Here is a 6094-nt window from a genome sequence, read left to right as displayed (position 1 = left end):
AGCCATTAGTACCAACACAGGCGATCGCATCCCCGCATTCCTGAGATTTTTACATAACGCCAATCCTGATTCACCTGCAAGCATTCGGTCAACAACTACTAAAGCAGGTTGGCGATCGCGATAGTATTGCAAGCCACTGGACGCATCACTGGCCAAAACAGACTCATAACCAGCCTCCTGCAAATCAAAAGAAAGCTGATTAGCCAAGCTGTCATCGGTTTCTATGACTAAAACACAAGGATTGTGAACTGCTGTCATAACCGTTGGGGATTGGGGGTTGGGGACTTGTACTGAGCTTGTCGAAGTATTGGGGATTGGGGACTGGGGAGACAAGGTAGACAAGGTAGAAGATGAGAAAAACTGTTCCCTGTTCCCTGTTCCCTGTTCCCTGTTCTCTAATGACTATTGACTAAGGTAATTCTACCGAAGTGGGTTTGGCAATATGAGGTAGACCCCAACCTAATTTTTCGCGCAATATACGGAAAAATTCTGGTGGTTGTAGACGAATGAATTTGACGCTGTAAGGCGATCGCTCTAAATATACACGATCCTCTGAAAAAACGTAGCAACCTCCATTGCCATCTACTACCATCACCAAACGCGGAATGTTCACTGGATAGATGTTTACAGGTTCGGTATCAGGAAAGACTAAAGCCCTAGAAGCCAATGAATGCGGACAAATAGGTACTAACTGTAATGCAGGTACGCCAGGAGTTACCACCGGGCCACCTGCACTTAAGGAATAAGCTGTTGAGCCAGTGGGTGTAGATACAATTACCCCATCAGCAGCAATATCAACCGGTGCATGGCGACCTATCGCAATTTCAAAATGGCACATCGAGGTCAATGGTTCTCGATGTAATACCATTTCGTTTAAGCATAGGGCTTCCCACAGTACAGATTCTCCCCGTAAAACCTTCACAGTGAGCATGGCGCGTTCTTCAATTTCATACTCACCCGCCATTGCTTGTTCTATTGCTTGGGGTAATTGATTCAGATAAGTTTCCGTCAAAAATCCCATGTGTCCGGTGTTCACCGCCAAAATGGGAATCCCACAAGGAGCAACTTGGCGCGATGCTGCTAAAACAGTACCGTCCCCCCCCAGAACGATCGCAAACTTCATTTCTGAGTCAAACCCAGGCGGCGTTAGACCATCAAGAGGAGTGTGGCATACAGGACTTTCTGGATTAGAGTAGCCCAAAATGCCACCGATGCTTGATGTCATACATACATCCCAACCGGCTGCGGTTAGCTTGTCTTTGATTTCGATAGCCACACGAACGGCTATCGGCTTAACGTCATTGTAGATAATGCCTGCTTTCGGCACACTCAAATATCCAAATACTAGGCGATGCTTTTTCTTATGTAATCCTTACACATTTTGGATCACGAGTCATTAGTATAGAGTCAAAAGTCAACAGTCAACAGTCAACAGTCATTAGTCAATGGTCAACAGTTAACAGTAATTTGCTCCTATGTCTCATGCCATGTTTGACCAAAACTATTGACTATTAACCTTTTTAAACGGGGTCTTTTTAGATTTTTGCTTTCTAGTCTTCTCGTAATCTAGCTCTTTGAGCTTTTTCATAATCCGGTTGAAATATTCCTGTAGGTAACTTTCTAAAGTTGCTGTCTGTTCTTTTTCTAGTCCAAATACTTGATACACTTCATCCATTGGCGCGTTTAAAGGCTTACCACTCGCCAAAACTTCTGTAAATGCTAGTCTATCTGCTACGTTCAGTCCCCACTGAAAGAAGCTAGCGATGCGGCGCACAGTCCTTAGCAGGCCGATTGGCATTCGTCGTACTTTGGCTTCCTTACCAGATAGGCGTTCACATAAACTAATAATTTCTTCTGCACTCCAAGCACGAGTTCCCACCACAGGGAAGGCTTGTTTTTCGGTTTCTGGGACACTCAAAGCACGTACAGCAAACTTAGCAATGTCTAGAGTATCCATATAAGCGACTGGTGAGGATTCACCAGTTACCCAAACGGGTTGCCCTTCTAAAATAGGTATGCCATATTGACCGATTAATCCTTGCATAAAACCGGCCAAGCGCAAAATTGTGTAATTAATTCCAGATTCAGCTAAATATAGTTCAGTACACCGTTTAATCTCCATGAGGGGGACTTCTGGGTACTTGTCAGCATCAAGAATAGAAAAGAATATAAAACGCTCTACACCCGCAGCTTTTGCCGCTTGGATTAAAGCTACTTGACCTTGCCAGTCTACTTGTTTAATAGTCAAGGAATCTGTGGCACGAGATGTAGCAGCATCAATTACGGCTGTCACACCTTCTAGTGCGGCTGTGAGGGTTTCGGGGTAACACAAATCACCTTTTACTAGTTCTGCACCCCACTCTTTTAAAAAAGCTGCCTTTTTAGCACTGCGAACTAGACAACGTACCTTATATCCCTCATCGATCGCACGACGAGCCACTTGTCTTCCTAAAGTGCCAGTAGCACCAACTATCAATAATGTCATGAGGGTATTAACAATTTTTAAACTTTTATGAAAAGAATCTTAACAGAATTGTATCTGTAAACAAAAGTTTACTTCTTTTTAAGGAAATCGTCATGAATACCGAGAGACTATTTAAAACAGCGTTGTCCGGTTGGCGGACAAGCTATTTTTCGTGTAGAGAGTAAAAGTTGTAGTCTCTCGTCAACGGTTCTCAGGTAAAATTATTCTCCTGCACCTTGGATCTTCAACAACAAAGCACCTAAAGCCCAGCCTACGAAGATCAGGCTAAAGGGTAGGATAGCTGCTGTTAACATTTCGCTGCTCATTGGTGTATTCTCCTTTGTAAATAGTGGATCTGTAAGGGCAGAAGACCAAACCACATGATGATTCTCATGCTTGGTGAGGCTACTGATTAGGATTAGACCTGTGTAAATAATTCTAAACCAGTTTGATGGTCAATCTCTAATATTGGTCAATAGTCAATAGTCATTAGTCAATAGTCATTAGTCAATAGTCATTAGAGAACAGGGAACAGGGAACAGTTTTTCTCATCTCCTACCTTGTCTACCTTGTCTACCTTGTCTACCTTCTCCCCAGTCCCCAGTCCCCAGTCCCCAGTCCCCAATCCCCAACCCCCAAGACTTATGTATCCAATTAATCAAGATTTGGCAGTAAGTTTACAACAGCGTCCACGTTTGGCGATTACTATGGGAGATCCGGCGGGAATTGGCCCGGAGGTGATTTTAAAGGCTTTGGCAAATCCTGAAATTGATCAAAACTGTGAGTTAACTGTCATCGGTAATCGGAATTTGCTGGTACGAATCTATGAAGAACTGATGACTGAGAATTTAACGCCTTTGGTGAATCCCTCTGAGTTAAATGTCCTGGATGTACCATTAAATACAGATATTCATGACGAAATTATTACAGGTGTGGGAAATGCAGCTAGTGGTGCGGCTAGTTTTGCTTATATGGAATATGCGATCGCACAAACTTTAGCTGGTGCATTTGATGGAATTGTTACATCACCAATTGCTAAATCTGCGTGGAAAGCCGCAGGTCATCACTATCCAGGACAAACGGAACTGTTAGCTGAAAAGGCTGGTGTGACAAGGTTTGGGATGTTATTTGTGGCGCGATCGCCTTATACTGGTTGGACACTCCGTACTTTATTAGCTACTACCCACATTCCCCTATCGCAAGTTGCAGATACTCTCACACCAGAGTTATTAAGCAAAAAATTAGATTTGTTGGTGGAGTGTTTAGAGCAAGATTTTGGCATTACTCATGGGAGAATTGCGATCGCCGGTTTAAATCCCCACAGTGGCGAACAAGGACAATTGGGGACTGAGGAACAAGATTGGTTGATTCCTTGGCTAAAGTCAGAACAGCAAAAACGCCCTAATTTTCAGCTAGAAGGACTAATTCCTCCTGATACAATGTGGGTTAAGCCTGGTCAAGCTTGGTATGGTATTTCTCAAGCCAAAAATCCCGCCGATGCTTATTTGGCACTTTATCACGACCAAGGTTTAATTCCCGTGAAGTTAATGGCTTTTGACCGTGCGGTAAATACTTCTATTGGTTTACCTTTTGTTCGCACTTCCCCTGATCACGGAACAGCATTTGACATTGCTGGTAAGGGAATCGCTGATGCTACTAGTATGAAAGCAGCTATAGAGTTAGCGGTTGCGATGGTTAATCAAAGGAAGTTAGTCAATAGTCAATAGTCATTAGTTATTAGTTATTAGTTATTAGTTATTAGTAGGAAAGGGGGAAATTTTAAAGCCTCTCTCCTCGTAGGGGAGAGGTTTGGAGAGGGGTTTTCCAGATCCCGTGAAAAGTCAACAGCTTATCAAGGTTTATTAGGGATGATTTTAAATTTATCTGGTGAACCTAACGAATAATGTTCTAATTTAAAATCAGCAAAAGGTTTATTTCTCAATCTGTCTCTTAAGGCTTCATTGACGATAATATCTTTGGTTGGATTTCTCATCCCCATAATAATTACACTATTTTGATATCTAGTTAATTCCTGGTTATTTTTACAACTTTCTTTTTGAAATCTTCCTAAATTTAATAAACTATAACTTTTGACATTAGCAGTTTTAAATATTTTTTTGGCTAAATTCTGGACATTTTGAGAGCGTTCTAAGGCTCGACTATGGGCAGTTGCCAGTTTTAAGTTACAATTTGCTGTTCCTACAGAAATTATCTCTGTGGGTTTTTCCATAATTTCTTGAATGTCCTCTTGCTCTAACATTAACTTTAAAACATCAAGACTAATGGTTTGATTGGTATTTGTGATCTGAAAGTTACTATCAGCTAACCATTTATAATCTACGGATAAAACAGCTATATTAAATTCTGCTTCTCTGCCTTGGTTATCTCTACCTACCTCATAAGGAAAATAATCAATTTTGCCTTTTCTGTGTGGTGATTGCGTAACTGTTGGGAGTAGTGTGACAAACTGCTGATTATAAGTTAAAAATGCAACTACGCTGAGTAATCCCAAGGAAACTAATAGTGCAGTCAGTAAAGCGGTGAGAGATATTTGTCGGATGTGCTTACTTGACGATGATAAGAGAGGCTCGATTTGTGGTTGTTTAAACTCTATATTTGGAGATTCTGCAATAATTTTATGATCTTCAGATTTAGGGTGATTTTTTGTGGTTGTAAGCTCTTCTAGACGTAACAAAATTGCTTGGGCATTGGTTGGACGATAATTTATTTCTGGTGTCATCAACCAATCAACTAAATTTAAAAACGAGGATGAATATTGATGAGCGTATCTACGCCAATGTAATAAATTATGGCGCGCATCATACATATCTAAGGGATGTTTCCTGGCTAACAAAAAAGTGAAAGTGCGTCCTAGTGCAAAGAAATCTGAGCGCAGTGTCATTTTCCCTTGCATTTGTTCTGGTGCGCTATAACCAGAGGACATTGTAGGAGTGTTACTGCGATTTTGGTAATTTTGAGTTAATTGTTTTGCTGTGCTGAAGTCAATTAAAACTAGTTGTCCATTAGGACGAATAAGAATATTGGAGGGTTTAATATTTAAATGCAGATAACCTTGATTGTGGACTATGTCTAAGATTTCTGCTGTTTGTTTTAACCAAGCGATCGCCTGTTTTTCGGAAATAATCTGCTGTTGTTTTTCTAACCACTCTTCTAAATTAATGCCCTCAATTTTTTCTAATACCAAACAGTATAAAATCACGTCATTTCTAGTATGGTGTTGGAAATAGGCATCTACTCTAGGAATACCAGGATGATTGAGTTTTCCCAGAAACACAGCTTCTTGATGAAACAATTCTACAGCTTTGTTATCAGTGGCTGAATTTGCTGATAATACCTTGATAATTTTAGCTGTACCTTGTTCCTCAGCCAGATAAACCTTGCCAAATCCAGTCGTGTCACTCAATAAATACTTGACTCGATAACGTCCGACTAATTCCAACTGAGAACCACAACTTTGACAAAAGCGGTTTTTTCCATTGAGGGGATGATTTGGTTTAGGGCAAACTGGATTTATGCAAAGGCTCATGATGTGAAGTCATTAGTCATTAGTCAACAGTCAATAGTCAATAGTCAATAGTTTTTTAAACTCCAATGCCCTATGCCCCATGC

General features: G+C 40.9%; 7 protein-coding genes. 2 read left to right on the top strand and 5 right to left on the bottom strand.

Annotated features, from left to right (window positions below; genetic code table 11):
- The coding region (locus CV014_RS04620) for a response regulator (RefSeq protein WP_236140940.1) at window positions 1-258 on the bottom strand (258 nt) is incomplete at its 3' end.
- 19 nt (window positions 259-277) lie between these two features.
- On the opposite strand from CV014_RS04620, the gene CV014_RS29855 reads away from it, so the two are divergent.
- Window positions 278-409 carry a hypothetical protein gene (locus CV014_RS29855; protein WP_268964486.1) on the top strand — a complete coding sequence of 44 codons (132 nt, stop codon included), beginning with the start codon at window positions 278-280 and terminating at the stop codon, window positions 407-409.
- Here the strand turns inward: CV014_RS29855 and CV014_RS04615 are convergent, their stop codons facing one another.
- The 3 genes from CV014_RS04615 to petM form a co-directional block, all read right to left on the bottom strand.
- Window positions 410-1327: an NAD(+) kinase gene (locus tag CV014_RS04615; RefSeq protein ID WP_236140939.1), complete on the bottom strand. Its 918-nt coding sequence runs from the start codon at window positions 1325-1327 to the stop codon at window positions 410-412. It abuts the gene before it with no gap.
- A gap of 174 nt (window positions 1328-1501) precedes the next feature.
- The gene (locus tag CV014_RS04610; protein WP_236140938.1) at window positions 1502-2485 is read right to left on the bottom strand and encodes an SDR family oxidoreductase; all 984 of its coding nucleotides are present in this window, start codon (window positions 2483-2485) and stop codon (window positions 1502-1504) included.
- Window positions 2486-2685: 200 nt separating this feature from the next.
- Window positions 2686-2790, bottom strand: coding sequence for a cytochrome b6-f complex subunit PetM (gene petM / locus CV014_RS04605; RefSeq protein WP_103136471.1), 105 nt, complete (start codon window positions 2788-2790; stop codon window positions 2686-2688).
- 318 nt (window positions 2791-3108) lie between these two features.
- Here petM and pdxA point away from each other — a divergent pair, with 318 nt between their 5' ends.
- The gene (gene pdxA, locus CV014_RS04600) at window positions 3109-4191 is read left to right on the top strand and encodes a 4-hydroxythreonine-4-phosphate dehydrogenase PdxA (protein WP_236140937.1); all 1083 of its coding nucleotides are present in this window, start codon (window positions 3109-3111) and stop codon (window positions 4189-4191) included.
- A 125-nt stretch (window positions 4192-4316) separates the two neighbouring features.
- On the opposite strand, the gene CV014_RS04595 is transcribed toward pdxA, so the two are convergent.
- Complete coding sequence (locus tag CV014_RS04595) at window positions 4317-6011, bottom strand: serine/threonine protein kinase (RefSeq protein WP_236140936.1); 1695 nt, start codon at window positions 6009-6011, stop codon at window positions 4317-4319.
- Window positions 6012-6094: the final 83 nt, after the last annotated feature.

Origin of the sequence: Nostoc sp. CMAA1605, from assembly GCF_021596505.1 — a bacterium.
Classification (GTDB): domain Bacteria; phylum Cyanobacteriota; class Cyanobacteriia; order Cyanobacteriales; family Nostocaceae; genus Trichormus.
This window is presented reverse-complemented; position numbering and strand designations above follow the sequence as displayed.

Excerpts from the sequence above, each read along its gene's own strand:
- pdxA (WP_236140937.1), top strand. The coding sequence starts at position 3,109 with ATGTATCCAATTAATCAAGATTTGGCAGTAAGTTTACAACAGCGTCCA.
- petM (WP_103136471.1), bottom strand. The coding sequence starts at position 2,790 with ATGAGCAGCGAAATGTTAACAGCAGCTATCCTACCCTTTAGCCTGATC.
- CV014_RS04610 (WP_236140938.1), bottom strand. The coding sequence starts at position 2,485 with ATGACATTATTGATAGTTGGTGCTACTGGCACTTTAGGAAGACAAGTG.
- CV014_RS04595 (WP_236140936.1), bottom strand. The coding sequence starts at position 6,011 with ATGAGCCTTTGCATAAATCCAGTTTGCCCTAAACCAAATCATCCCCTC.